The organism is Bradyrhizobium sp. 62 (assembly GCF_023073035.1).
Lineage (GTDB): Bacteria > Pseudomonadota > Alphaproteobacteria > Rhizobiales > Xanthobacteraceae > Bradyrhizobium.
The window spans coordinates 329,799-354,482 of sequence record NZ_JADPIT010000010.1; the positions used below are offsets into that span (position 1 = coordinate 329,799).

The 24,684-nt window shown below is 65.2% G+C and carries 25 protein-coding genes; 8 read left to right on the forward strand and 17 right to left on the reverse strand.

The features are described from left to right. On the forward strand, positions 1 to 789 hold a 789-nt coding region (locus tag IVB47_RS05730), incomplete at its 5' end, for a LysM peptidoglycan-binding domain-containing protein (protein ID WP_247460337.1). Between the two features lie 342 nt (positions 790 to 1,131). On the opposite strand, the gene IVB47_RS05735 is transcribed toward IVB47_RS05730, so the two are convergent. The 5 genes from IVB47_RS05735 to IVB47_RS05755 all read right to left on the reverse strand — a co-directional run bounded on the left by IVB47_RS05735 (position 1,132) and on the right by IVB47_RS05755 (position 4,910). Next, on the reverse strand, positions 1,132 to 1,371 hold the full coding sequence (locus IVB47_RS05735; protein WP_247288030.1) for a hypothetical protein: 240 nt from the start codon (positions 1,369 to 1,371) through the stop codon (positions 1,132 to 1,134). A gap of 26 nt (positions 1,372 to 1,397) precedes the next feature. Then, complete coding sequence (locus tag IVB47_RS05740; RefSeq protein ID WP_027570738.1) at positions 1,398 to 1,715, reverse strand: hypothetical protein; 318 nt, start codon at positions 1,713 to 1,715, stop codon at positions 1,398 to 1,400. Between the two features lie 116 nt (positions 1,716 to 1,831). Then, the gene (locus tag IVB47_RS05745) at positions 1,832 to 2,287 is read right to left on the reverse strand and encodes an Hsp20 family protein (RefSeq protein WP_247460339.1); all 456 of its coding nucleotides are present in this window, start codon (positions 2,285 to 2,287) and stop codon (positions 1,832 to 1,834) included. Between the two features lie 231 nt (positions 2,288 to 2,518). Continuing rightward, on the reverse strand, positions 2,519 to 3,592 hold the full coding sequence (locus IVB47_RS05750; protein WP_027570740.1) for a tartrate dehydrogenase: 1,074 nt from the start codon (positions 3,590 to 3,592) through the stop codon (positions 2,519 to 2,521). Positions 3,593 to 3,611: 19 nt separating this feature from the next. Then, on the reverse strand, positions 3,612 to 4,910 hold the full coding sequence (locus IVB47_RS05755; protein WP_247460341.1) for an MFS transporter: 1,299 nt from the start codon (positions 4,908 to 4,910) through the stop codon (positions 3,612 to 3,614). A gap of 146 nt (positions 4,911 to 5,056) precedes the next feature. Here IVB47_RS05755 and IVB47_RS05760 point away from each other — a divergent pair, with 146 nt between their 5' ends. Together IVB47_RS05760 and IVB47_RS05765 are read left to right on the forward strand one after the other, a co-directional pair. Next, positions 5,057 to 5,974, forward strand: a complete 918-nt coding sequence (locus IVB47_RS05760; protein WP_027570742.1) for a LysR substrate-binding domain-containing protein — start codon at positions 5,057 to 5,059, stop codon at positions 5,972 to 5,974. Between the two features lie 37 nt (positions 5,975 to 6,011). Further along, on the forward strand, positions 6,012 to 6,836 hold the full coding sequence (locus IVB47_RS05765; protein ID WP_247401926.1) for an aspartate dehydrogenase: 825 nt from the start codon (positions 6,012 to 6,014) through the stop codon (positions 6,834 to 6,836). 4 nt (positions 6,837 to 6,840) lie between these two features. On the opposite strand, the gene IVB47_RS05770 is transcribed toward IVB47_RS05765, so the two are convergent. The 9 genes from IVB47_RS05770 to IVB47_RS05810 form a co-directional block, all read right to left on the reverse strand. Beyond that, a complete protein-coding gene (locus IVB47_RS05770; RefSeq protein WP_247460343.1) occupies positions 6,841 to 8,145 on the reverse strand; it encodes a sorbosone dehydrogenase family protein in 1,305 nt (434 codons plus the stop codon). Between the two features lie 142 nt (positions 8,146 to 8,287). Beyond that, entirely contained in the window at positions 8,288 to 8,485 is a 198-nt protein-coding gene (locus tag IVB47_RS05775) for a hypothetical protein (RefSeq protein WP_247460345.1), read from the reverse strand. A 276-nt stretch (positions 8,486 to 8,761) separates the two neighbouring features. Next, the gene (locus IVB47_RS05780) at positions 8,762 to 9,388 is read right to left on the reverse strand and encodes an isoprenylcysteine carboxylmethyltransferase family protein (protein ID WP_027570745.1); all 627 of its coding nucleotides are present in this window, start codon (positions 9,386 to 9,388) and stop codon (positions 8,762 to 8,764) included. Positions 9,389 to 9,418: 30 nt separating this feature from the next. Next, a complete protein-coding gene (locus tag IVB47_RS05785; RefSeq protein WP_027570746.1) occupies positions 9,419 to 10,450 on the reverse strand; it encodes an NAD-dependent epimerase/dehydratase family protein in 1,032 nt (343 codons plus the stop codon). A gap of 29 nt (positions 10,451 to 10,479) precedes the next feature. Beyond that, positions 10,480 to 11,016 carry an Mpo1-like protein gene (locus tag IVB47_RS05790; protein ID WP_051462979.1) on the reverse strand — a complete coding sequence of 179 codons (537 nt, stop codon included), beginning with the start codon at positions 11,014 to 11,016 and terminating at the stop codon, positions 10,480 to 10,482. Between the two features lie 154 nt (positions 11,017 to 11,170). After that, complete coding sequence (locus tag IVB47_RS05795; protein WP_247401929.1) at positions 11,171 to 11,842, reverse strand: OmpA family protein; 672 nt, start codon at positions 11,840 to 11,842, stop codon at positions 11,171 to 11,173. Beyond that, positions 11,842 to 12,258 (reverse strand): hypothetical protein, encoded by a 417-nt coding sequence (locus IVB47_RS05800; protein ID WP_247403018.1) that lies wholly within the window; start codon positions 12,256 to 12,258, stop codon positions 11,842 to 11,844. The genes IVB47_RS05795 and IVB47_RS05800 overlap by 1 nt, the downstream gene beginning before the upstream one ends. Positions 12,259 to 12,346: 88 nt before the next feature. Next, positions 12,347 to 12,637, reverse strand: coding sequence for a type II toxin-antitoxin system HicB family antitoxin (locus IVB47_RS05805; RefSeq protein WP_247401931.1), 291 nt, complete (start codon positions 12,635 to 12,637; stop codon positions 12,347 to 12,349). 7 nt (positions 12,638 to 12,644) lie between these two features. After that, the gene (locus IVB47_RS05810) at positions 12,645 to 15,191 is read right to left on the reverse strand and encodes a UvrD-helicase domain-containing protein (RefSeq protein ID WP_247358740.1); all 2,547 of its coding nucleotides are present in this window, start codon (positions 15,189 to 15,191) and stop codon (positions 12,645 to 12,647) included. A 242-nt stretch (positions 15,192 to 15,433) separates the two neighbouring features. On the opposite strand from IVB47_RS05810, the gene IVB47_RS05815 reads away from it, so the two are divergent. After that, the gene (locus tag IVB47_RS05815; RefSeq protein WP_007613448.1) at positions 15,434 to 15,607 is read left to right on the forward strand and encodes a DUF1328 domain-containing protein; all 174 of its coding nucleotides are present in this window, start codon (positions 15,434 to 15,436) and stop codon (positions 15,605 to 15,607) included. Between the two features lie 5 nt (positions 15,608 to 15,612). On the opposite strand, the gene IVB47_RS05820 is transcribed toward IVB47_RS05815, so the two are convergent. Beyond that, complete coding sequence (locus IVB47_RS05820; RefSeq protein ID WP_247460347.1) at positions 15,613 to 16,119, reverse strand: thioesterase family protein; 507 nt, start codon at positions 16,117 to 16,119, stop codon at positions 15,613 to 15,615. Between the two features lie 87 nt (positions 16,120 to 16,206). Between IVB47_RS05820 and IVB47_RS05825 the strand changes: the two genes are divergently transcribed. Then, a complete protein-coding gene (locus IVB47_RS05825; RefSeq protein ID WP_063995261.1) occupies positions 16,207 to 17,631 on the forward strand; it encodes an FAD-linked oxidase C-terminal domain-containing protein in 1,425 nt (474 codons plus the stop codon). Between the two features lie 50 nt (positions 17,632 to 17,681). Further along, positions 17,682 to 18,044, forward strand: a complete 363-nt coding sequence (locus IVB47_RS05830; RefSeq protein WP_247288041.1) for a hypothetical protein — start codon at positions 17,682 to 17,684, stop codon at positions 18,042 to 18,044. Between the two features lie 6 nt (positions 18,045 to 18,050). On the opposite strand, the gene IVB47_RS05835 is transcribed toward IVB47_RS05830, so the two are convergent. Together IVB47_RS05835 and IVB47_RS05840 are read right to left on the reverse strand one after the other, a co-directional pair. After that, positions 18,051 to 19,718: a SulP family inorganic anion transporter gene (locus tag IVB47_RS05835; RefSeq protein ID WP_247358748.1), complete on the reverse strand. Its 1,668-nt coding sequence runs from the start codon at positions 19,716 to 19,718 to the stop codon at positions 18,051 to 18,053. 135 nt (positions 19,719 to 19,853) lie between these two features. After that, positions 19,854 to 21,341, reverse strand: a complete 1,488-nt coding sequence (locus tag IVB47_RS05840) for a caspase family protein (protein WP_247401941.1) — start codon at positions 21,339 to 21,341, stop codon at positions 19,854 to 19,856. Between the two features lie 427 nt (positions 21,342 to 21,768). On the opposite strand from IVB47_RS05840, the gene IVB47_RS05845 reads away from it, so the two are divergent. Beyond that, positions 21,769 to 22,800 carry a TRAP transporter substrate-binding protein gene (locus IVB47_RS05845; RefSeq protein ID WP_247460350.1) on the forward strand — a complete coding sequence of 344 codons (1,032 nt, stop codon included), beginning with the start codon at positions 21,769 to 21,771 and terminating at the stop codon, positions 22,798 to 22,800. A gap of 7 nt (positions 22,801 to 22,807) precedes the next feature. Then, positions 22,808 to 24,673, forward strand: a complete 1,866-nt coding sequence (locus IVB47_RS05850) for a TRAP transporter large permease subunit (protein WP_247460352.1) — start codon at positions 22,808 to 22,810, stop codon at positions 24,671 to 24,673. Positions 24,674 to 24,684: the final 11 nt, after the last annotated feature.

Here is a 24,684-nt window from a genome sequence, read left to right on the forward strand (position 1 = left end):
CCGCCGCCGAAAATTTACCTGTTCCGTGGCGCCATGGGGCCGTTCTTCTCCACCGGCATGGACCGGCTCGAAGAGAAGCTGACGCAAGCCGGCTTTTCCGCCAACGTCTATGAATTCACCATCTGCCGATGGATCGGTGACCGCGCCATCTCCAGCTACAAGGAAACGCCGGCGCCGATCGTGCTGATCGGGCATTCGATGGGCGGGCTTTGCTCGATCGTCATCTCCGAGATGGCGGCCAAGGAGAACGTCCCGATCAGCCTCGTCATTACCATCGATCCCGCGCATGCGACCGGCGACGTGCCGCTCAATGTCGAGCGCTTCATCAACATCTACCTCTCCGACAGTGTGCTTGGCGGCGGCAACGTGGTCGCGGTGCCGGGTTATCGCGGTCACTATGCGAGCTATGACCTGAAGGAGAACGCGCGGGTCAGCCACATCAACATCGAGAAGTCCGACGACATCCACCGTCAGATCGTCGACATGGTCACGCAGTTGCCGCGCATTCCGCCCCAGACGCAGGTCGATGCCGTGCCGCTGCGCTATCTGGTGCCGGCGAATACGCTTGTCGAATTGTGGGACAGTGGCGTGCGGCTACCGGTACGCCGCGGCGACACCATGGAGAGCATCGCGGCAGCCAATCGCGTGCCGTTGTGGTCGCTGGCGCAGAGCAACTCGCTGCCGGAGAACGCAACCCTCACCCCCGGCCAGTCCATCATCGTCCCGCGCCACCTGACACCGCCGGAGCCGACAGCCGCCATGGCGACCCCACCGTCCGGACGGCGGTAAGCGGTCAGCAGCGGAGATGGCGGAGATGGGGCTTGGCTGATGCCAGGCACCATCCCCGCGGCACCTGTCATTCACGCATCTTGTGTCGCGGCAGCCATCTTGAGGCAGGTGTCGCCAAGGGGGAGCGAGCCGTGGCGGAAGCCCGGCCCGCCGGGCGATAAGGCGCGGCGAGAAGCATCAGAAACAATGCCCTCTCGGCCGCGTATTTGGCAGCGGGTCGGCCATTTTCGCAGCCGTGCATGACCAGGCGTCCTTCCGTCGTGCAGACACGCCACCGCCATGTCCTTCGACCGCATTTCTTCAGGAACACCTCGAATGTCGGGAGCTGTTCGGGCATGTCGATTACCCGTGGCTGCTCGCCGTCAGGCGCGTGGCTGCGTTCCCCATCGCGCGGTTCGGAGCCTGAAAGGTGAGCGGAAAGGCGGAGACGGCGACCTTCTCGATCGCCGAGCGCTCCTCGGACACGCGTCGCTCGATGAACCGCCGTTCGAACTCGGTCAGCTCGGTCTTGAGCAACCGCTGATAGCGGCTGATGTTGCTGCGGTGGCCGCGCAACAAGGCCAGCTCTTCATCGACCCTCATCGCAATCTCCGTAGAGCTGTCGTTGCCTAGGCTGCGAGGCCGGTTCGCTCGACCGATCGCGTGCGGACCGGCTTGCCGCCCGGAGGCCCCTTCGGATGGTGGTCGAGGCTCGCGAGCGCTTCCAGGATTTCGTCGATGGTGACGGCTTTGCCCGAGCCGGGCAGCTCCCGCAATGTCGGACTCGAGGCGACACTGGCTGCGTCCGACGCCCAGGACGCAAGGATCGCGCGCTTCTCGCCGATCGACAGCGTTGGATCGGCTATGACGTCGCGGGGATGATCATAGACAGAGCCAGGGTGCAATATCGCGTTCAGATCGATGATGTTGTCGACATGATCGAGCATGAGAGGTCCTCCTCCTTTCTCTAAACCTCTGACTTGCATTCGGGTACGCGGTCGAAGGCCATGGCCGATCCCGCCCGACCATCGGGCGGGATCACCGGGTCTCCGACAGACCGAATTCAGGCGGCTTTACCTTCGAGTTGATGCACGTTGCCGGACGGCGCGGCATTGATGGCAATTCGCCGCGGCTTCATGGCTTCAGGGATTTCCCGGACCAGTTCGATCTTGAGCAGGCCGTTCTCGAACGAGGGGCTGTGCACCTGAACATAATCGGCCAGGTTAAACTGCCGCTTGAACGGCCGCGCGGAAATGCCCCGGTAGAGATATTCGCGTTCGGTTCTGTCCGGCTTGTTTCCCTCGACGGTCACCGCGTTCTGCTCGGCCGTCACCGTGACTTCGTTGGGTGAGAATCCCGCAATCGCAAGCGAAATCTGGTAGCGATCCTCGCTGAGGCGTTCAATGTTGTAGGGGGGATAGTTGTCCTCGCCGGCACGCTGTGCCGTTTCAACGAGGTCGAAAAGGCGGTCGAAGCCAACCGTCGAACGCCACAAGGGAGAAAAGTCGCAAGTGCGCATAGCCAGATCCTCCAAGGAGCAAAATGGATACGAACGACACCGGACACGACCGGTGCCCGTCTCAGTTTCCCGACCCACCAGGCGTCGGGAACGCCACCTCTCGGCGGCAGCGGAAAAATAAAAAAAGCCCGTTTTGGTTTCAAGAGGGGGTCCAAAATTTTTTGGAATCCCTGGCGGCTCCCGCTCCTACACTCTCTCCGCAAGAACGGGGAGGGAGAGACGTAGTTCGGACTACACGTTCGATCCCTGGATCGCCTCGATCACGGCATCAGTCACGTCCTTCGTCGTCGCCGTGCCACCGACATCCGGTGTCAGCACGCCGGCTGCGCATACTTTCTCCACCGCCGCCATCAACCGCACCGCCGCGTCTTTTTCGCCGAGATGCTCCAGCATCTGCGCGCCGGTCCAGAATGTCGCAACCGGGTTGGCGATGCCCTTGCCGGTGATGTCGAAGGCCGAGCCGTGGATCGGCTCGAACATCGAGGGGAAGCGGCGCTGCGGATCGATATTGCCGGTCGGCGCGACGCCGAGGCTTCCTGCCAGCGCGCCGGCGAGGTCCGAGAGGATGTCGGCGTGCAAATTGGTCGCGACGATGGTGTCGAGGCTCTTCGGATGCAGCGTCATGCGCACCGTCATGGCGTCGACCAGCATCTTGTCCCAGGTCACATCAGGGAATTCGGCCGCGACCTCGGCCGCGATCTCGTCCCACATCACCATGCCATGGCGCTGCGCGTTCGACTTGGTCACAACGGTCAGGAACTTGCGTGGGCGCGACCGCGCGAGCTCGAAAGCATAGCGCATGATCCGCGTGACGCCGACGCGGGTGAACACCGCGACCTCGGTGCCGACCTCTTCCGGGAGACCCCGGTGGGCGCGGCCGCCCATGCCGGCATACTCGCCCTCCGAATTCTCGCGCACGATCACCCAGTCGAGGTCGCCGACGCCGACATTGCGCAGCGGCGAGGCGACGCCCGGCAAGATCTTGGTCGGCCGCACATTGGCGTATTGGTCAAAGCCCTGGCAGATCGGCAGCCGCAGCCCCCACAGCGTGATGTGATCGGGCACGTCGGGCGCACCGACCGCGCCGAAATAGATCGCGTCGAACTTCTTCAACTCGTCGAGGCCGTCGGCCGGCATCATGACGCCGTGCTTCTTGTAATAGTCCGAGCCCCAGTCGAACGTCTTGATGTTGAAGGCGAGGTCGCCGCTGCGTTTGGCCAGCGCCTCCAGCACGCGAACGCCGGCGGAGATGACCTCGGGGCCGATGCCGTCGGCGGGGATCGCTGCAATCGAATGGGTACGCATGAGGATGCTCCGTTTGGTGTCAGTGGGATTGCGTGACGGGTTCGACGCGGGCGGTCTGCGCCCGCGACAATAGCAGGGTCAGGACCGCGGAGAGAACCAGCAGGCCTGCAACGCAGTAGAGCCCGCCGACAAAGCTGCCGGTCTGGTCCTTGATCCAGCCGATCATGGCGGGCCCCACGAAGCCGCCGAGGTTGCCGATCGAGTTGATGGTGGCGATGCCCGCCGCGGCCGCGGGGCCGGAGAGGAATAACGTCGGCATGCTCCACAGCGGTGGCTTCGCCGAGGAGATGCCGATGTTGACGAGCGCCAGCGCGATCAGCACGGTCACGACCCCGGTCGCAAGTCCGGCAAAGGCGAGCCCCGCCGCCGCGAGCAGGCAGGCCAGAATGACGTGCCAGGTGCGCTCGCCGGTGCGATCCGAATGGCGCGCCCACAGCACCATGGCGACGACGGCGGCGCTCGCCGGCAGCGCGTTGAGGAATCCGACCTGGAGCGAGGACAAGCCGAACTGCTTGATGATCTGCGGCGCCCAGACGCCGAGCGTGTAGAGGCCGGCCGAGGTGCCGAAATAGATCAGTGCCAGTGCCAGCACCCGCGGATCGGCGAGCCCTCGCCAGATGCTATGCTTCGCGGTCGCAGCTTTGCTGGTGGTCTCTACGTTCATGGTCTCGACCAGCCAGCGCCGCTCGTCATCCGCGAGCCATTTTGCTTTCTCCGGGCGGTCTGTGAGGAATGCCAGCACCACGAATCCCAGCAGCACCGCCGGCAGCGCCTCCAGCACGAACAGCCATTGCCAGCCCTTGAAGCCGAGCATTCCATCCATCTCCAGCAGCGCGCTCGAAACGGGCGATCCCAGCACGGTCGAGAGCGGCGCCGCCGCCATGAACAGCGCAGTCACGGCCGCACGCTGGCGTGCCGGGAACCAGTAGGAGAGGTAGAGGATGATACCGGGAAAGAACCCGGCCTCGGCGACGCCGAGCAGGAAGCGCAGCGCGTAGAAGCTGGTCGGGCCCTGCACGAAGGCCATCGCGGCCGACACAATGCCCCAGGTGATCATCACCCGCGCGATCCAGATCCGTGCGCCGACCTTGTGCAGGATGATGTTGGAGGGTACCTCGAACAGGAAGTAGCCCCAGAAGAAGATGCCGGCGCCGAAGCCGTAGACGGTCGGCGACAGGCCGATGTCCTTGTTCATCGTCAGCGAGGCGAAGCCGATATTGACGCGGTCGATGAAGGCCACGAAGTAGAGCAGCATGATGAAGGGAACGATGCGCCATGTGATCTTGCGCAGCACGCGCGTCTGAATCTCGGTCGCCATCTCACCTCCCTGATTCCGTTGTGACGGCGGACCCTGAAGGTCCACTTCGGAGCCAAGCTAGGCGGGAGTGGCTGGGGGACTCAATTGGCGCTGGTTTATACAAAAAAATGATATAATCCTCGCCGGGAAGGCCAAGAGGACTGCGAATGGAATTGCATCAGTTGCGATGCTTCGTGGCCGCGGCCGAGCAGTTGCATTTCGGCCGCGCGGCACAGCATCTCCAGATGCTGCCCTCCGCACTGGGCCGCCAGATCAAGCTGCTGGAGCATGATCTGGATACGCGGCTGTTCGCGCGGACGACGCGGGCGGTGTCGCTGACGGAAGATGGCGCGACGCTGCTGCGCGATGCCCGTGCCATCCTTGCCCGCGTCGAGGCGGTCGAGAGCAATCTGCGCAATCGCTCGCGCGCGGGGGCTGCTCGAAAACTCCGGGTCGGCGCGATCGACAGTGCCGCGGCGGGGCTGTTACCGGCATTGCTCCGCGACTTCCGCGCAAAGCACCCGGAGGTCGGGGTGCAGCTTCTGGAGGAGAAGACCGTCCGGCTGCTGCCGAAGATCCTGACCGGCGCGCTCGATCTCGCCTTCGTGCGTCCGCCGGCTCAGCGGGACAAGCGGCTCGAATTCCGCGATCTGCTGCAGGAGACAGCCATCGTGGCCTTTCCGCAGCGCCACGCGCTGGCCAAACGCAAGTCGATCACGCTGGTGGAGATCGCCGACGAAGCGATGCTGGTGCCGGACCGCCGCTCGCGGCCGCACAGCCACGACCTCACGATAAGACTGTTCGAGCAGGCAGGCCTCACGCCACGCATCGTGCAGGTCGCCGACGAGAAGCAGACCATCATCAATCTCGTCGCAACCCGGCTCGGGGTCGCGATCGTGCCACGCTGGAGCACGCGGATGGCGGTGTCAGGCGTGCGCTTCGTGCCGCTGCGGCCAAAGCAGATCGGACCCGTCGGCCGGCTGCCGCTCGCTGCCGCATGGCTGCGCGGCTCGCGTGACCCGACCCGCGACGCGATGCTGTCCGTGCTCGAGACGCGTCTGCGCAGCTATGCGCGCGACGCCTGAGGCGCTATGACATCGGCTGTGCGAGAGGGGTAATGCGATGACTGAACGGCAAGCTTCGAACGAATTGCGGGTTGCCATTGCAGGGCTCGGCTCGATCGGCACCAAGATCGCGACCGCGCTCGATCAGGGCATCGAGGGATTGACGCTCTCCGCCGTGGCGGTGCGCGAGCCCACAAAGCATCAGAAATTGCTCGGCGGCCTGCGTCGTCCGCCATCCGTATTGCCGCTCGACCAGCTCGGCGACGCCGCCGACATCGTCGTCGAATGCGCGCCGAGCAGCCAACTGCGTGCGATCGTCGAGCCCGCAGTGAAACGCGGCAGGGCCGCGGTCGTGGTCAGCGTCGGCGGGCTGCTCGACAATTTCGATCTTGTCGATCTCGCCCGCGCCAATGGCGGCCGCATCCTGGTGCCGACCGGCGCGCTGATCGGGCTCGACGCCGTCAACGCGGCTGCGATCGGCACCATTCATTCGGTGAAGATGGTCACGCGCAAGCCGATCGACGGCTTGAAGGGCGCGCCGTTCATCGTCCAGAACAACATCGATATCGACAATCTGCGCGAGCCGCTGAAGCTGTTCGAGGGCACCGCGCGCGAGGCCGCGAAAGGCTTTCCGGCCAATCTCAACGTCGCGGTCGCGCTGTCGCTCGCGGGCGTCGGGCCGGATCGCACCCAGGTGCAGATCTGGGCCGACCCCACCGTGACCCGCAACGTTCACCGCATCGAGGTCGAGGCGGATTCCGCGCGCTTCTCGATGTCAATCGAGAACGTCCCGTCCGAGAATCCCAAGACCGGGTTGATCACGGCGCTGTCAGTGATCGCGCTGCTCCGCAAGCAGCGCGCCACGCTCAGTGTTGGAACATAACCCTTCAAGCGCCCGTCACGCGCCAGATCACGTTGCCGACGTCGTCGGCCATCAGCAGCGACTTCTTGTCGGGACCGATCACGACGCCGACCGGGCGGCCGTAGGATTCTTTCTCGTCGGGCGCGAGGAAGCCGGACAGGATGTCGCGTGCGGGACCCGAAGGCTTGCCGTTCTCGAACGGGATGAAGACCAATTTGTAGCCTGACAGCTTGCTGCGATTCCACGAACCGTGCTGGCCGATCGCCATGCCGTTCGGGAAGCCGGGCAGCGTGCCCGCCGGCATCCAGCACAGGCCGAGCGAAGCGGTATGGCCGCCGAGCGCGTAGTCCGGCGTGAGCGCCTTGGCGACCATCGCCGGATCCTGCGGCACGCGATCGTCCACCGTCTTGCCCCAGTAGCAATAAGGCCAGCCGTAGAAGCCGCCATCGTGCACCGAGGTCAGATAGTCCGGCGGCGTTTCGTCGCCGAGGCCGTCGCGCTCGTTGACGACGGTCCAGAGCACACCGGTCGTTGGTTCCCAGGCGAGACCAACGGGGTTGCGCAGGCCTGCGCCGAAGATGCGGTGCGTGCCGGCGACGAGGTCGAGCTCGTAGACCGCGGCGCGGCCTTCCTCGACCTCCATGCCCATCTCGGCGATGTTGCTGAGCGAGCCGACGCCGGCATAGAGTTTTTTGCCGTCGGGGCTCGCGAGCAGGCTGCGGGTCCAGTGGCCGCTTGGCTTGAAAGTGGTGAGGCGCTTGCCCGGCGCGGTGATGCGATCGGCATTCGCCACGTACGGGAAGGCCATCACGCCGTCGGTGTTGCCGACATAGAAGGTGTCGCCGACCAGCGCCATGCCGAACGGCTGGCTGAGATTTTCCATGAACGCGCCGCGATACTCCGCGACGCCGTCGCCGTCCTTGTCGCGCAGCAGCGTGATGCGGTTGGCGCTGACGCCGAGCGCGGCGGCGCGTCGCATCGTGGCCTGCATTGCGTAGTGAAACACGGACCGCGGCGCCCCCGCGATCTGCGTCGCCTCCGCGATCAGCACGTCGCCATTGGGCAGCACCTCGATCCAGCGCGGATGGTCGAGACCGGTCGCGAACGCATTGACCTTGAGCCCGGGTGCGACCGTCGGCTTCTGTCCCTCGCTCCAGCCCCGCGCCGTCGGCATCTTCAGTGTCGGGATGGCGCCTTGCGGCTTTGCTTCGGGAATGGCGGGCGACTGGCCCCAGGCCGGCGCAGGCACGGTGCCCGACACCTTTCGCCATTGCAGCGCGATGCCGCCGAGAAGCGCAACGAACTGCGCAAAGATGCTGGAAAAAGTCATGAGAGGCCCCTGTTTGCGCGCGCATCCAACGGGCTGACGGGGCAGACGTCAACCTGTGTGGAGCGCCGCGGGGCTCTATTCCCGTGGAATGGCAGCCGCTCGAATTTGCATGGGACGAATGCCGACAGGATGGGCCCGGAGATCAGCGGCCGATCTGCCGCGCCGCGCGAAAACCATCCAGATGATGGATGTTCGGCGCGAGCGCCGCCTCCTTGGAGAGGAGATGATAAACGCGCGCCACCGTGCGCTGCTTCTGCTTCGGCCGCCCGGGCGGCAGCGCCCGCGCCTTGCGGACGGCGGCGATCGCGTGCTCGCGAAAATAATCGTAGGCGTCGGACATGGCTCGATGCTCTGCGGTCACTGCAGGTGTCAAGGGGCTAACGGCCGCAGGCAGCAGGGGTTCCTGACAGCAGGTGTGTTGCGCACACAGCTTCCTCAGCGTCGTCCTGGCGAAAGCCAGGACCCATAAGCGTAATCCATCGACTGTGTGCGGCCTCAGTTCCGGCAATCCCCGCCAAACCGCTCCCTGGGGTAATGGGTCCTGGCTTTCGCCAGGACGACTCCGGAGGTGCAGCCGCGCTACGCTTGTGATGACAGCGTTGAAGCGATACTCGCCTCAGCGCGGCGACAGGAACGGGATGATCATCGGGACGCGGCGGCAATAGGCGCCGTAGGCGTCTTCGCCGAGCTCCTTGGACAGGAACACCTCTTCCATCCGGCCCTTCTGCCACATGCCGAGCGAGATCAGGATGGCGCCGAGCATCGCAGTTACGGTGCCGACCGCGATGCCGGTCACCAGCATGCCGAGGATCAGCCCGGTGTAGATCGGATGGCGCACGATGCCGTACGGGCCGGTGTCGATGACGCGGTGGTCTTGCTTGTGAGTGATGGTGTTGGACCAGAACTGTCCAAGATGCAGCCGTCCCCACCAGGTGAAGGAGATGCCGGCCAGCACGATCAGCGCCACGACGTAGACAGCATTATTGCTGAACACCCAGAGCGGCTTCTCGCCGAGCACCTCGGCGGTCCAGGGCGTGAACAGGATGCCGCCGACCAGGATCGGAATGCGATAGCGGCCGGACTCCAGCGTCATCACCTGCTTCTGGGTACGGCCTTGCCAGAACGAGGCGCCGACCCAGCTTGCGAGCCAGGCGAGCCAGATCAGGGCGAGCAGTTGCGTCGGCCAGGTCGTGGTCCAACCACCCCAGGCGACAGAGAGAAGCTTGCTGAAATCGAAGGACATGCGGAAAGGTTCTTTGGGTTGGGCGGCAGCTCAGCTGGCGCGCGAGGAGAGCGCGTGATGCTCGATGGCGCCGGAGGCAAGCGCGCCGCCGCGGGCGAGAAGATGGGTGATGGTTTCGCGCAGGACCGGCTCGATCGGGCGCGGCGCGTAGCCGAGTTCGGTGCGCGCCTTGTCGATCGAGAGGTCGCTCGCGGCGAGCGCGATGCGCACGCCCTCGGCGGTGCCGTTGGGCGGCCGGCGCGTGATACGATCGGAGAGATATTCGAGCATGATGCCCGACAGTTCGGCCATCTTGCCGGGAACGACGACCGGGAATTGGCGGCGGCCGCTCATCGCGGACATCATCCGCAGAATCTGGCCGAGCCTGACGCAGTCGCCGCCGAGGATGTAGCGCTGGCCGTTACGTCCGCGTTCCATGGTCAGCACGAGGCCCATGGCGACGTCGCGGACGTCGACGAGATTGACCGGGAAGTCGAGATGCGGCTGCACTTTCTTCTGCAGGAAGTACCACAGCATCGCGGTCGGCGGCGTCAGATTATGGTCGGCGGCACCGATCGGCATGGTCGGGGTGCCGATCACCAGCGGAAAACCTTCAGCTGCGGCCTTCGCGGCGCAATGCTCGGCCAGCGATTTCGACCGGGTGTAGGCGCCCGGCATCGCATCGGCCGGCTGCAGCGCCTCTTCGGCGGGAACACCGTTGAGGTCGGAATAGGGGAACAGGATCGATTCCGTCGAGCAGTGCAGGAAGCGCGAGACGCCGCGCTTCATCGCGGCCGCGAGCACGATCTCGGTGCCGCGACAATTGACGTCGTGAAAGGCCTGCTTGTCGGCGACCCACATGCCGGGCAGGCCGGCGAGGTGATAGACCTGATCGACACCCGCAATTGCGGCATCGACCGCGGCGCCGTCCAGCACCGAGCCACGGGCATATTCGACGTCGGCATACGGCGTGGCCGGCGCACGAACATCGAGGACACGCACCCGCTGCCCACGGGCGCGGAGCGCTTCTACGAGATGATGTCCGATGAAGCCGCTGCCACCGGTAACCAGTACGAGAGCCATGCAGAAGGTTTGCTGTTTCGCGTCTAGAACTATCGGGTTGAAAGGGAATTGGTCGGAACAGGCGCCAGAATCGCGGCAAGGTCGCGACGGAAGCCCAATGCAATGAATAATTTTGCCATGACAAACATCGGTCCAAGCAGAAAATGCGTGGGGTGGTCGACCATCGACGGCTGTCGCTCCTCGAAAACCTTGTGGCCGACGATTTGCGACGCGACGCCGAGCCCGATCAGCACCGCAAAAATCGACCACATCATGACGATCGAGACCTGATTGCCGATCGCGGTTGCGACCGAAAGCAGCACGATCATCGCGGCGAGGATGCCGAGCCCGATCCCGGCGTCCAGCATCAGCCAGTAGACCAGCACCGGCAGGGCCAGAATCACGGCCAGACTGACCTCGATCCCGAACACCGGGAAATGCACCAGCGTCAGCGGCAGCACGGCGCCGGTGAAGAGCAGGAGGATGCCGACCACGTGCATCGCGCAGTTCCAGGGATCGCGATGATATTCGACGTAGTCGGCCAGCTGGTGTCGAAAAGAACTGGCCATCTCGGTCTCGTGCAGCATGGGGTCGGGGAGGACGAAAAAAGCCTATAGCACCTGATAGGGCGGTGCACAAACCGGCGCGATTGTCGCGCGAAGCCGCGCTGCTGCGCTGTGAGACAGGTCACAAAACGATCAGGACTTCAAAGGGTTCCGTCAGCCGCCGTGGCGCGTCCGCTCAGTGTTTCTTGGCGGGCTTTTTCGCCGCAGGCGCAGGTGTCGCAGCCGGATGCGCAGGCGCTTCCTCCGGTACCTTGGCGTAGGTCAGGATTTGCAACTGGGCGTTGGCGGCCGCGGTCGGCCTGGCCCGGTCGAGAAACTGCTCCTCGCCGAGGCCGATCGGATGCAGCCGCTTGGTCGAGATCTTGAACGTGTTCACCAGCACGTCGCGAATCGCGTCGGCGCGGCGCTGGCTCAGGATCGCGTTGGCCTCGCGCGTCTTCGCGTTGGATTCGACATGGCCGACGATCAGGAACGTGTAGGGCAGCAGCGAGGCATGGACCAGCGCGTCGGCGAGGCGCCCGACGGTCTGGTAGGACGCCGGCTGGATGATCGGCGTGTCGGCGTCGAACTGGATCTGCGCGGTGAAGGTCGGCAAATTGACCAGATCGGGCGCGATCAGCGGCCGGTTCACCGGACCGGGATCGTTCTTGATCCTGGCCTTGGCCCGCTCCATCACCTGCAGCTTCAGCGCGGGAAGATCGATCTCGGCGGCTTGTTCGAAATGGTTGAGCTTGCCGACGATGTCGTCGCGGGTCGGCGGCGCCGTCTGCGCTTCGGCTGTGCCCGCGAGCAAAGCGAGGCCGAGCGCGATGCATATTCCGGCGGTGGTAAGCCTGGTCGTTGGCATCACCGATACCCCGCGTCGTCGACGGCCTTCAGGCAATTGTTGCTGATGCCCTTGGGCGTCGAGACCAGGCAGGGGACCGCCTTGCTGGTCTCCTTGGTCGAGCCGCCGCAGACCTTGACGATCTCGCGCTGGCAGACGTTCGCCACGGTGACACGGGCTGCGACGCGCTTCTGGATCGCGTCGAAGGCGCCGAGATAATCGCTCTGGCACTGCTGCGAGAGCACGTCGCGGTTGCGCGAGAGGCACTCCTTCAGGCGGGTCGAATCCGGGTTGACGCCGCGGCAATTGGCAACGATTTCCGCACCGCAACTTTTCGCAAGCATCCCGATCGCATCGCCAAAGCTCATGGTCTCCGCCGCCGCAAGCGACGGCATACCCAATGCCAGCAAGATCAGTGTGATGGAGCCCCGGACCATGGCCGCATCTGATACGGGGAAGTTCGCGGTGGTCAAGGGGCGTTCGGGCGAGAAGTGTCGAGAGTCCGACCAGTGCGGCGAACAGTCCTCACTCCGTGGCCTCAGTGAGGGGTGGCCATTCGATCAGGGCGACCGTGTGCTTCCCGAGCTCGTCGGCCACATCAGGGTCGGCCTTGAGCTCGTCCAATGTCCGCGGCGGGGGAAGCTGGCGGCCGTCCGCGATCAGTTCCTGTGCATAGAACGCGAGTGCCTCGGGCGCATTCTCCAGGGCCTCATCGACGTCGTCGCCGCCGGAAATGCAGCCGGGCAGGTCGGGAAACCACACGCCGACGGCTTCGTCCGGGCCGGCGTCCTCGATGATGGCGATGTAGTGCGGCATGCAGGCCTCACGCCCGCTGCACAAAACTGTCCACGACCTTCTTTTCCCCCGCCTTGTCGAAGGCGATGGTGAGCTTGTTGCCGTCGATCTTGGTGACGCGGCCATAGCCGAATTTCTGGTGGAAGACGCGGTCGGAGAGGGAGAATTCCGAGGTCGTGCCGGTGGATTTGGCCACCAGCTCGCCCTCGATCGTCAGCGGCCCGCGGCGACGCGAGGAGAAGCTGCCGAAATCGGGCGAGGACGACTGGGACGAAAACGACGAGGCTTGTTCCTCGAAGCTGCCGCGGCCGCCATTGCCGCCCCCGCCGCCGCCACGATTGCGATTGGCCTGGGCGCGCTGCCAGCCGGGGGTCGAATAGGTGGAGCCGAACGCTTCCATGTCGTCGAAGCGGGAGGCGCCGTAGCCGCCGGTGCCGCCCCAGGCCGAGCCGCCCTTGGATTCCGTGATCTCGACATTGGCGGCCGGCAATTCGTCGAGGAAGCGCGACGGGATCGTGGTCGACCAGGTGCCGTGGATCCGGCGGTTGGTCGCAAAGTAGATTTTGGCGCGGCGGCGGGCCCGGGTCAGGCCGACATGGCCGAGCCGGCGCTCTTCCTCGAGGCCGGCGCGGCCCTGTTCGTCCAGCGTGCGCTGGCTCGGAAACAGGCCTTCCTCCCAGCCGGGCAGGAATACGTTGTCGAATTCCAGCCCCTTGGCCGAATGCAGCGTCATCAGCGACACCGCGTCCTCATCGGCGCCGCTGTCGCGGTCCATCACCAGCGAGATGTGCTCGAGGAAGCCTTGTAGATTCTCGAACTCCTCCATCGAGCGCACCAGCTCCTTGAGGTTTTCGAGCCGGCCCGCGGCGTCCGCCGAACGGTCCTTCTGCCACATCTCGGTGTAGCCGCTCTCGTCGAGCACAATCTCGGCGAGCTCGGTGTGCGAAGTGACCTCGCGCTGGGCGCGCCAGCGGTCGAACTGCGCGACGACGTCGCGTAACGAGCCGCGCGCCTTCGGCTTCAGCTCGTCGGTCTCGACCACCGCGCGCGCCGCCTCGAACAGCGGAATGCGGCGCTTGCGGGCGTGGTCGTGCAGCATCTGCACGGTGGCATCGCCCAGGCCGCGCTTGGGCGTGTTGACGATGCGCTCGAAGGCGAGATCATCGGCCGGTGAATTGATGACGCGCAGATAGGCCAGCGCGTCGCGGATTTCGGCGCGCTCGTAGAAGCGCGGGCCGCCGATGACGCGATAGGGCAGGCCGAGCGTGACGAAGCGGTCTTCGAACTCGCGCATCTGGTAGGAGGCGCGAACGAGAATCGCGATCTCGTTGAGCTTGTCGCCCTGGCGCTGGATCTGCTCGATCTCCTCGCCGATGCCGCGGGCTTCCTCTTCCGAATCCCACGAGCCTGTCACCGTGACCTTCTCGCCGTCATGGTCTTCGGTGCGCAGCGTCTTACCGAGCCGGCCCTCGTTGTGGGCGATCAGGTGCGAGGCGGCGGCGAGGATGTGGCCGGTCGAGCGGTAGTTGCGCTCGAGGCGGATGACCTTGGCGCCGGGAAAATCATGGTCGAAGCGCAGGATGTTGTCGACCTCCGCGCCGCGCCAGCCATAGATCGACTGGTCGTCGTCGCCGACGCAGCAGATGTTCTTGACGTGTGTTTTTTCTTGCGCCGGAGGCGGCGCCTCCGCGCCATCGCTCGGCGAAGAATCGATGGCTTGCCGGGGCAAGCCCGGCAATGACGGATTGGCCGACGGCGCCTGCGACAGCAGCCGCAGCCACAGATACTGCGCGACGTTGGTGTCTTGATACTCATCGACCAGGATGAATTTGAAGCGCTGCTGGTACTGCCGCAGGATATCCGGATGCTCGCGGAAGATGCGGATGTCCTCGAGCAGCAGATCGCCGAAATCGGCGGCGTTCAGGATCTTCAGCCGCTCCTGGTAGCTCGCATAGAGCTTGCCGCCCTTGCCGTTGGCGAACACGGCGGCTTCGCCCGACGGCACCTGCGACGGCGTCAGGCCGCGATTCTTCCAGCCGTCGATGAGGCCGGCGAGCATGCGCGCGGGCCAGCGCTTGTCGTCGATATTGTCGGCTTGCAGAAGCTGCTTGAGCAGTCGGACCTGATCGTCGACGTCGAGCACGGTGAAGTTCGACTTGAGCTGCGCCAGCTCGGCGTGGGTCCGCAGGATGCGCCCGCCGATGGAGTGGAAAGTGCCGAGCCACGGCATCCCTTCCACCGCATGACCGAGCATCTGACCCAGCCGGTGCTTCATCTCGCGCGCGGCCTTGTTGGTGAAGGTCACCGACAGGATTTCGGATGGGCGGGCGCGGCCCTGGCTCAGGATATGGGCGATGCGCGTGGTCAGCACGCGGGTCTTGCCGGTGCCGGCGCCGGCCAGCACCAGAACCGGGCCGTCCAACGTTTCCACAGCCTCGCGCTGCTCCGGATTGAGCCCGGACAGGTATTGCGGGCCCACCGAGGCCCGCGCACGCGCTGCGATGCCGCCGGCTGCGGGCTGGTGGTCGGGGACGCTCTGGGACGTGATCTTGCTCGGCTCGGTCATGCGAATCATTTGCCCCCACGTTGGCACCGCGGGGTGGTGAAAGGGGAGCCTTCTTAACAGGGATTGGTCCCTATATGGGGCCGCGGGCGGAGGTTTTCCACGTGCGCGGAAAACCAATTTGTTCCTGCGGGTCAGGCGAATTTCCGGCCCTAGCGGCGCGGAACCATTGTTCCGAGTTGGCGATTGGTTCTGCAAGTGAGGCGCGTCAGGCGCGCCGATCGCAGACAGACATCGAAACAGAGGTTCGGATCATGCTTAGCTGGGTAGTGACGTTTCTGGTTATCGCCCTGATCGCCGGTATCCTGGGCTTTGGCGGCCTCGCCGGCGCGTCGATCGAAATCGCCAAGATCATCTTCTTCATCGCGGTCGTGTTGTTCCTGGTCTCGGCCGTTGTCGGTCTGGCCCGCGGCCGCACCAGGGTCTAGCGCGCTTACCGCTTCGAGGGCATCGCCACGTTGCGGCCGATGCCCTCGGGCCGTGGCACCGCGCTGTGGGTCTTGACCACCGCTGCGATGCGCTCGCTTATGTCTGGCGGAAACGCCGCCACCTTTCGTGAGCCCATGTCGATGTGAAGCGACATGTTCTCCGAAGTGGCCGACAGCCAGCCTTCGGCGGCGTGCCCCAACTCCTGGAACGTGTGCAGCCGCTTTTCGTCGGCCTCCAGCAGCCAGACCGAGACCTGCACGGGATCGCCCAAGTGGATTTCGCGCAAGTAGCGCACGTGGCACTCGGCAGTGAAGGTCGAGCCGCCGCGCTCCTTCATGTAGCCCGGCCCGATCCCGAGCGTCAGCCACATCTGATCGATCGCGCGGTCGAACATCACGTTGTAATAGGCCATGTTGAGGTGGCCGTTGTAGTCGATCCATTGCGGCTCGATCTGCATGATCGAGGCGCGGAACGGCGCGCCCTCGATCGTTGTCGCAGCAGTCTCCGGCATGTGTCCTTCCCCAGCTATGCGTCCGGTCGCTTGACTTGACCGGTGAGATGTCCTTTGCCACGGTTCGTCTCGTCGGGAGGAACGTCCGTGGGTACGACCATCACCAATAATCCGCCGCGGCCGGCGCCGAAAGCCCTTGCGAGCGCGCTGGAGCAGCTTGCCGCGCGGTTCGGCAACCGCCTCATCACCTCGCAGGCCGTCCGCGAGCAGCACGGCCATACCACCACATGGATCGTGAACCAGCCGCCGGACGGCGTGGTGATGGCGCAGGAGACCGCCGACATCCAGGACGTGGTGCGGATCTGCGCGAAAAACGGCGTGCCCGTCATCGCCTTCGGCACCGGCACCTCGCTCGAGGGCCAGGTCAACGCACCCGCCGGCGGAATCTGCATCGACCTGCGCGACATGAACAAGGTGCTCGCGGTGCATGCCGAGGACCTCGACTGCGTGATCCAGCCCGGGGTCACCCGCAAGGCGCTGAACGAGCATCTGCGCGATCAAGGCCTGTTCTTCCCGATCGACCCCGGCGCGGACGCCTCTCTCGGCGGCATGGCCTCGACCCGCGCCTCCGGCACCAACGCGGTGCGCTACGGCACCATGCGCGATAGTGTGCTGGCGCTGAAAGTGGTCCGCGGCGACGGCGAGATCATCACGACCGGCACGCGCGCGAAGAAATCATCCGCCGGCTATGACCTGACGCATCTGTTCGTCGGCGCCGAGGGCACGCTCGGCATCATCTCGGAATTGACCATCCGTCTGCGCGGCATCCCCGATACCATCGCGGCCGGCGCGGTGTCGTTCGAGACCGTGCACGGGGCGTGTCAGGCCGTGATCCTGGCGATCCAGACCGGCATCCCCGTGGCGCGCATCGAGCTGCTCAACGCCGCGCAGGTACGGGCCTGCAACGCCTATTCGAAGCTGACGCTGCCGGAAACGCCGCTGCTGCTGATGGAATTCCACGGCAGCGAGATCGAGGTCGGCGAACAGTCCAAGGCCTTCGGCGAGATCGCAAAGGACTGCGGCGGCGGCGATTTCTCCTGGACCACCAAGCCGGAGGATCGCACAAAACTGTGGCAGGCGCGGCACGACGCCTACTGGTCGGTGAAGGCGCTGCGGCCCGGCGATAGCATCGGCGTGGTCGCGACCGACGTCTGCGTACCGATCTCGCGGCTTGCCGAATGTGTCGGCGAGACCGAGGAAGATCTCAAGCGGCTCAACCTGTTGTCGCCGATCGTGGGCCATGTCGGCGACGGCAATTTCCACTGCTCGCTGGTCTGCGACACCAACGATGCCGACGAGATGGCCCGCGGCGAGGAGTTCATGCATCGGCTGGTCGAGCGCGCGCAGGCGATGGACGGCACCTGCACGGGCGAGCACGGCATAGGCCAGGGCAAGCAGAAATACCTCAAGGCGGAGCTCGGCCCCGAGGCGATCGATGCGATGCGGGCGCTGAAAAAGGCGCTCGATCCGCAGAACATCTTCAATCCCGGCAAGATCGTACCGGAGGCGTAGCGCGCAGGCTCACCGCCGTTTATGCTCGCTCCCTCACCACGGAGCAGGCAATGCAGTGGTTCGCGCGCAAGACGCGTCAAGACATCTGGGACGAGGCGATCGAACGGCCGCTCGGCGATATCGAGGCCGCCGAGCGCATCCGTGCGATCTGTGACGCCGCTGCGGCGAGCGCGGCAGGGTCTGCGCGCAGCGACAAGCGCGACAGCGAGCGCTACGAGCGCGCGGCGAAGGTCGCGATGGAAATCGCGATGAAGATCGCGGACGGACTGATGCGCGACGACGCAGTCCGTCGCATCGTCGATCTCTGCATGAAGGCGAACGACCTCAAGACGGCGCAAATCCTGTTTCGCGCGATCCATGCCAGCTGGATCCGCGAAACGATCCAGCGGGATCATCCGACATTGGCGCAGTGAGCGCAGTTATTTCGCCAGCCTGCGCACGGCCTCGTCGACACTGTGGAAGACGTTTTCCCGGGGCAGGGCCTCGAACAGTTTGAACCGCTCGAATGCGTCCTGCGCGCGCACCGATTCCAGCCGGGCCAGCGCGACCGTGACACCCTGTTCGCTGCACGCCCTGAACACATCGAGCAGGATCTGCGCGGCGGTGAAGTCGATCTCGACCATGCCGCTCGCCTCCAGCACCAGCAGCTGCGGAGGCGTCGCGCCGAGCACCTTGGTCACGTCGCTGCGAAAGCCGGGCGCGTTGAGGAACGACAGCGGCGCCTGCAGCCCGATCACGGCGACTCCGGCGATGCGCTCGCCGGCGATGTGCGGATGCGCCGGCCACCAGATCGTGGTGCCCGGCACGCGCTCGAACTCGACGAGCCGCGCGCGCGTCGTGCTCCAGATGCCGTGCAGCAGCGACAGCACGATGCCGAGGAACGCACCCTGCTGGATCGGCAGCACGATGATCAGCGCGGCGGTGGCGGCGATCAGCAGGAATTCGCTCGGGGATTGGCGATAGATCGTGACGATCTGCTTCACGCGGATGATGCGCAGCGCGACGAACAGCAGGATGCCGCCGAGGGCTGCGTCCGGAACGTGCTGCAGCAATCCCGTTCCAAACGCGAGCAGCGCCAGTACGATTGTCGCCGCGGCGAGACCCGCGAGCTGCGATTGTCCGCCGGTCTCGGCGACAATGCCCGTCCGCGGCGGGCTGGCATTGACCGGAAACGCGCCGAACAGGCCCGACAGCGCGCTGCCGGCACCCACGCCGAGAAAATCGCGATCGACATCGGCCGGCTTGTCGGGATCGGACGGGAACGAGCGCGTCGTCGCCGCGGTCTGCACCATCACCACGACCGTGATGACAAACGCGAGCGGCACGAGGCGGACCCATTGCTCCGGTGCAAGCTCGGGGAAGGTCGGCCGCGGCAGCGTGCCCGGCACGAGGCCTACGACATTGACGCCCTTGTTCTCGAGGCCGAGCGCGATCGTGGCCAGGGTCGCGGCGACGAGCCCGATCAGTGCGCCCGGAATTTTTGCGCTGATCTTCTCAGCGACGAAGACCACGGCAAGCACGCCGAAGCCGATGCACAACGTGAAGGGATTGCTGCGGCCGAGCTCGCTTGCGAGCACACCGATGCGATCGAGCGTCGGTCCGCCCGGCGAGTCCAGGCCCAGCACGCCCGGCAATTGCGACACGATGATGTGGACGGAGATGCCGGCGAGGAAGCCGACCATGACGGGCACGGACAAGAGATTGGCGATGCCGCCAAGGCGGAAGGCGCCGCCCGCCAGCATCATCGCACCGACCATCAACGCCAGCGCGATTGCGAGGCCCTGATACTCAGGCGAGCCGGCGGCAGCCAGCGCCGCCAGTCCGCCGGCGAAGATCGGCGTGATCGTGGAATCGGCGCCGCAGGACAGGAAGCGGTTGCGGCCGAGCATCGCAAAGCCGAGCGATCCCGCCATGAAGGCGAAGAAGCCGATTTGCGGCGCGAAGCCGCCGAGCCGCGCCGTGGCCATCTGCTCGGGAATCGCGATCGCCGCGAGCGTCAGGCCGGCCATCAAATCGCCCGGCAGCGAATAGGACGCGAGTGAGCGAAACAGCGGCCAAGCTGGCTTGGCGCGAGCGTCGTGCGGCATCGATGTGGAGTCCCCGGAAAGCCTGGCGTCAGTCGGTTAGACTACAGCATTTCCGTATCGGGAAGCAGCAGACGCAGTTTATCTCCATCCGTCGACGGAGGACAGATCTGTCCTCCGTATCTCGCGAGTGGGGTCTCAGTACCGGCCGCGGTCGTTGTGATAATCGCCGCCGCGGCCGCCGCCCATTCCCATGCCGATCCCGACACCGATGCCAATGCCTTGCATGATGGCGCCTGGCGGCGGGCCGCGATCCGGTGGCGGCGCGCGCTCGTAGATCACCTCATCAGGCGGCGGCCGGCGTTGCCTGGGCGGCGTGTCGACCACCTTGCGCTTCGGCGGGGTGTCGTCGACGCGCTTCTTGATCACGGGCGCGACCGCCGGGTTGACCGGCGAAGCCGGCGGTGTGGGCGTCGAGCACGGGCAGGTCGGGGCCATTGCGACGGCGACCGGGGCAGGAGCGGCCGCGACCACAGCAGGCAAGACGTAGTTGCGGTTCTGCACGCGGAGCAGCAGCCGGCGTGCGGTCGCAGCCAGATCGCTGTTGTCCCAGTTCGTCAGATAAGCCTCGAACGAGGCGCGGGTGTTGATCGCGGTGGCGCGCTCCCACGCCAGCATCTGGCGCCGGCGCTCCACGATCGTGCGCAGGCGCGGGGTACGGGTATCCTGGGCGTACAACTCGATATAGGCCTGATACGCCGGCACGGTGTCGTCGGTGATCACCATCTCATAGGCGACCATGGCCGGCTTGCCCTGCAAATCCTTGCGCCAGTCCTCGAGGCTGCGCGTGCCGCTCGCAAGTGCCATGGAGGATGCGCCAGGAAGCGCAGCCTGACTGCCGCTGCCGTCGCCGCCGAAGAACTTGAAGTCGGTCGTCAGCGACGAGCTTTCCCAGGGGATCTGGCGTCCGTCGGTCGATTGCGCCACGGCGACGCGAATGCGCTTGAACACTTCCTCGATCGGCAGATTGGGCTGCTTGGCGACGGTCAGCGCCGCGGTGGTGTAGGGGCTGTCGATGCCGGAGCCATCCTCGGCTTCGGAGCCCGGCGAGGTCGAATAGGAAATGAAGGAGCCCGGCGCGCCGGCCTTGGTGTCGACGATTGCAAGCCCGTGGCCGGCGCCGCTGAGCGCCGGGAACGGGTTGTTGCGGCAGGCATCGAGCATGAAGATGCGGGCTCGTGTCGGCAGCGCGCCGAGCGTGTTGAGCAAATCGTTGAGCCGCACACCCTGCAGCGGAATGTCGGCTTCGCGCTTGGGGTCGAGATCGACGGGAACGAGATAGTTCTCGCCGTCGATCTGGAGGCCGTGGCCGGCATAGAACACCAGCGCGACGGTGTCGGCGCCGCTGGCGCTGACCTTGCCGGCGAAATCCGAGATCGCCTGACGCATGTCGTTCTGCGCCAGATTGGATGCCGTGGTGACGGTGAAGCCGGCATTGCCGAGCAGCTCCGTCATGCCCTTGGCGTCGTTGGCTGCGTTGGGCAGTTCCGGCACGGTGCGATAGGCCGATTGACCGATCACGAGTGCGAGCCGCGCTTCGGCCGCCGCATCCGTGGGCGTCGTCAATTGCGTGAGCGCGAGAAGAGCGGATCCAAGAAACAAATTGCGAAGAACTGGACGGCGCATGGTGTCACCTCCATCGGCAATGCGCGCGATGATGTCACCTTTTCTAGATGGCCGCCATGCGTCTGTCTGTGCAGTGGATCACGTTGAGCTGCGGCAAAATGGGGCAGGAGGTCTGCCAGAGCCAGTGCGGCATCGTTCTGGCGCCATCCATGTGAATTGCGCATTGATCCATGCGCCAATTAGATTGATTGCGATGCCGCGCGCGAAAGCATCCTCTCGCACAATGGACCCGATGCCGGTCTAAGCGAGAATCCCGCAAAAAACACGATTGTTTCGCCGCGCGCGGATGCCGTCGATCTTCGCGACGCGCCGCTTTGCGACCACCGGCCGCAAGCCTTGCCTGCGCCGTCGCTTTGGCCATACAGTCCGCGCAACTGGCTGCGGCAACGACCGTCGCTCGAAAAATAATAATTGGGGAGAAACCGCTATGTCCATCGTGCCCGTGAACCGTCGCGCGTTCATCAAATCGTCGACGGGACTTGCCGCCGGCCTCGTGTTCTCCCCCGCACTCATCGGCCGCGCCGAAGCCGCGACCTTGAAGCTGAAATGCTCCTCCTCGCTGCCGAACGATCCCAAATTCGCCAACGGCCGCGTCTATTACGACAATCTCGTGAAAAACCTGAAGGCGAACGGCCTCGGTGAACAGGTCGAGGTCGCGTTCTTTCCCGACAACCAATTGGGTCAGGAAATCGACGTCATCAACTCGGTGAAGCTCGGCGTCATCGATCTCATGGTCTCGGGCTCGTCGATCTCGGCCAATCTGGTGCCGCTGGTCGGGACCTTCGATCTCGGCTTCCTGTTCTCGAGCTTCCCGCAGCAGACCAAAGCGTTCGATTCGGGCGCCGCCAAGCCGATCGAGGACGCGCTGCTCAAGGGCAGCAACATCCGCATCATCGCCTGGGCCTATAATTTCGGCTCGCGCAGCGTGCTGGCGCGGAAGCCGGTGAAGACGCCGGAAGATCTCGCGGGTCTCAAGATCCGTACCCTGCCGAATCCCGTCATCACGGAATGCCTGCGCCTGATGGGCGCCGCCGCGACGCCGCTGGCCTTTGGCGAAATCTACACGGCATTGCAGGCCGGCGTGCTCGATGGGCTGGAGCACGATCCGCCGACCATCCTGGCGAGCAAGTTCTTCGAAACGGCGAAATTCTATTCACTGACGCAGCACAATTTCTCGCCGCTCGCGATCTATTTCAGCGACACGACCTACAATCGCATGGATCCGAAGCTGCGCGAGGGTTTCCTCGACGCCGCGAAGAAGGCTGCGGCCGACACGCGCACCCACGGGCTCGCGGTCGAGAAGGAGGCGCTGTCGGCTTTGGCCGAGAAGGGCGTGACGGTGGCCGAATGCGACCGCGAGGCGTTCAAGAAGCGCGTCGCGCCGCAGATCGAGAACTTCATGAAGGCGCGGACGGACTCCAAGGCCGTCATCGACATCATCCGCGCCACGCAGGCCTGACGTGGCAATGACAGCTGCCGTACCTCTCTCGGGCGGCCGCCACGGGAGCATCGCCCTGCTGCTTCGCGTCAGCGACGCGATCGCGGCCATTCTGCTGGCCGCGGATCTCGTCGTCGTCTGCGGTTCCGTGCTGCTGCGCTTCTGCTTCAACGCGCCGGTGGAGTGGTCCGACGACGTCGCGCGCGGCCTGATGGTCGGCTCGGCCTTCTTCGGCGCGGCGAGTGCGCTCGCGCGCGGCGAGAATGTCGGCGTCTCGTTCTTCCGCGACATGGCTGCGGTACGGCTGCGCGCGCTGGTTGACGCCGCGAGTGCGCTGCTGGTGGTGCTGATCTCGGGCTACGTCGCCTACAACGCCATCAAGCTCGGCTCGCTGACGGCGGGCCAGACCACCGGATCCGGCTTGCCGCTGGAGCTGACCTTCTACCCGATGGGCGCCGGCGCGCTGTTCATGACGGTGTTCGCGATCGACCAGCTCTGCGCCAGGCCGCTCCCTGATATCGCCAGAGGCCTCGTCGCGATTGCCGTCGTGACCGGCCTCTATCTCGTATGGGATTATCTGTCGCCCGCCACGGTGCCGTCGGCGGGAACGCTGATGCTGATCGGTTTCTTCGCGACGCTGGTCGGCGGCTTGCCGATCGGCTTCGCGCTGGCGCTGGCCGCGCTGATCTTCATCTGGGTCGAGGGCGCGCTGCCCGGCGTGATCTTCGCCCAGCAGATGGCGCGTGGCATCGACAATTTCGTGCTGCTCGCGATTCCCTTCTTCATCCTCGTCGGCTACCTCATGGAAGCCAACGGCATGTCGGTGCGGCTGATCGAGCTGTTGCAGCGCGGGGTCGGCCGCATGCGCGGCGGCCTCAACGTCGTGATGGTGGCCTCGATGGTGCTGTTCTCCGGCATCTCGGGCTCGAAGATGGCCGACGTCGCGGCGGTCGGCTCCGTGCTGATTCCGGCCGCGCGCCGCTCCAAGCAGAATCCGGGCGGCGCCGTGGCGCTGCTCGCGGCCTCCGCGGTGATGGCGGAGACCATTCCGCCCTGCATCAACCTGATCATCCTGGGCTTCGTCGCGAATTTGTCGATCGGCGGCCTGTTCGTCGCAGGGCTGCTACCGGCGGCGCTGATGGCGCTGGCCTTGATCGCGGTCTCCATCATCTTCGGCAAGACTCCAACTGAGACGCCAACTGATGCCGAGGACATCGCGCCGCAGATGCCGGTGTCGGGCCTGTGGAGCGGCGCGATCGCCTCGTTCGGCCTGATCTTCATGATCTTCTTCGGCTTTAAGAGCGGCTTTGCAACCGCCACGGAAATCTCGGCCTTTGCCGTGGTTTATGCACTCGTCGTCGGCAGTGTGGTGTTCCGCGAGCTCAGCTTCACATCGGCCGCGCACAGCTTCGTCCAGGGCGCGACGCGCGCGGGGCTCGTGCTGTTCATCGTTGCCGCAGCGCAATCGCTGGCGTTCACGCTGACCCTCCAGCAGGTGCCGCATGCGGTCGGCGATTTCATGCTGGGATTGTCCAAGACCAGCGGCACCTGGCTGTTCATCCTGCTCGCAATCGGCGTGTTGATCGTGATGGGCTCGGTGCTGGAGGGCGCGGCCGCGCTGATCATCTTCGGGCCGTTGCTGCTGCCGGTGGCCGTCCAGCTCGGCATTGATCCCCTGCATTTCGGCGTGGTGCTCGTGATCGCGATGGGCATCGGCCTGTTCGCGCCGCCGCTCGGGCTCGGGCTCTACGGCGCCTGCCTGATCGGCAATGTGCCGATCGAGCAGACGGTGAAGCCGATCATGGGCTATCTTGGCCTGTTGTTCCTTTGCCTGCTTGTGATCGCGTTCGTGCCATGGCTCAGCACGGCGTTGCCGCGCGCGTTCGGCTACTGAAGGAGTCTTGC